This window comes from Acetobacter sp. DmW_043 (genome assembly GCF_002153485.1).
Classification (GTDB): domain Bacteria; phylum Pseudomonadota; class Alphaproteobacteria; order Acetobacterales; family Acetobacteraceae; genus Acetobacter; species Acetobacter thailandicus.
This window is the reverse complement of record NZ_JOMN01000073.1, coordinates 1-653: the sequence shown is the minus strand read 5'-3', so window position 1 is coordinate 653 and position 653 is coordinate 1. Positions and strand designations below refer to the sequence as shown.

Below are 653 nucleotides of genomic sequence, written 5' to 3'. Positions count from 1 at the left end.
AAAAGCGTTTTCATAATTTTATAGCTATCTCATGTATATATCGAAATTATTTTTTACAGTTTCTTCTATGTTCTTCCATTCTGCAACATAAGGACGATCATAGCTCACTTTAAACCATAGATTTTTATAAAAAAATGTATCAGAACAAGAAGAAAACTCTGTTTTATTATTACGTGCTTCGCATGATATCATACGAGATGGGCTTATCGCGCTATCAGTATAAATTTGTGTGTAATTATTTGCTATAAGTGGGTTCAATTGGTTAGCCACCTGCATAATATCTGATGGAATGGTTTGTTCTGGAATTGGCTTTGGTGTAACGAGTTTTATCGGTACATCAGGGTGAAAAAGATCAGAAGCATTTCTTGTCGTTGCCATAACATTTAACTGAAGCACGTCTTTAGTGTCGAGTGTATCGCTTCGCTCCGGGTTTTTCGTGTTTACTAAAATCATGACGGCATTTTTTGTCAGGTCAGCAACATGACCAGAGAAGTCAGGCCAGTGCACTTCGAGAAGAATGCCGCTATCCACGCCGCCTTCTTGCGGCATTATGCCATCCATAAACAACGCAGCCGGAATAGTCATATGCCGGTCTGGTTCTTTAAAGTCTGTATTTCTGAGTATAAAATGAACAATATTATCAGGGTTATGCC

Annotated in this window: 1 protein-coding gene; it reads right to left on the bottom strand. The window is 38.0% G+C overall.

Annotated features, from left to right (window positions below; genetic code table 11):
* Positions 1 to 24 precede the first annotated feature (24 nt).
* Positions 25 to 653, bottom strand: a 629-nt coding sequence (locus HK11_RS11670; protein ID WP_233133468.1) for a hypothetical protein, incomplete at its 5' end; no start/stop codon positions are given.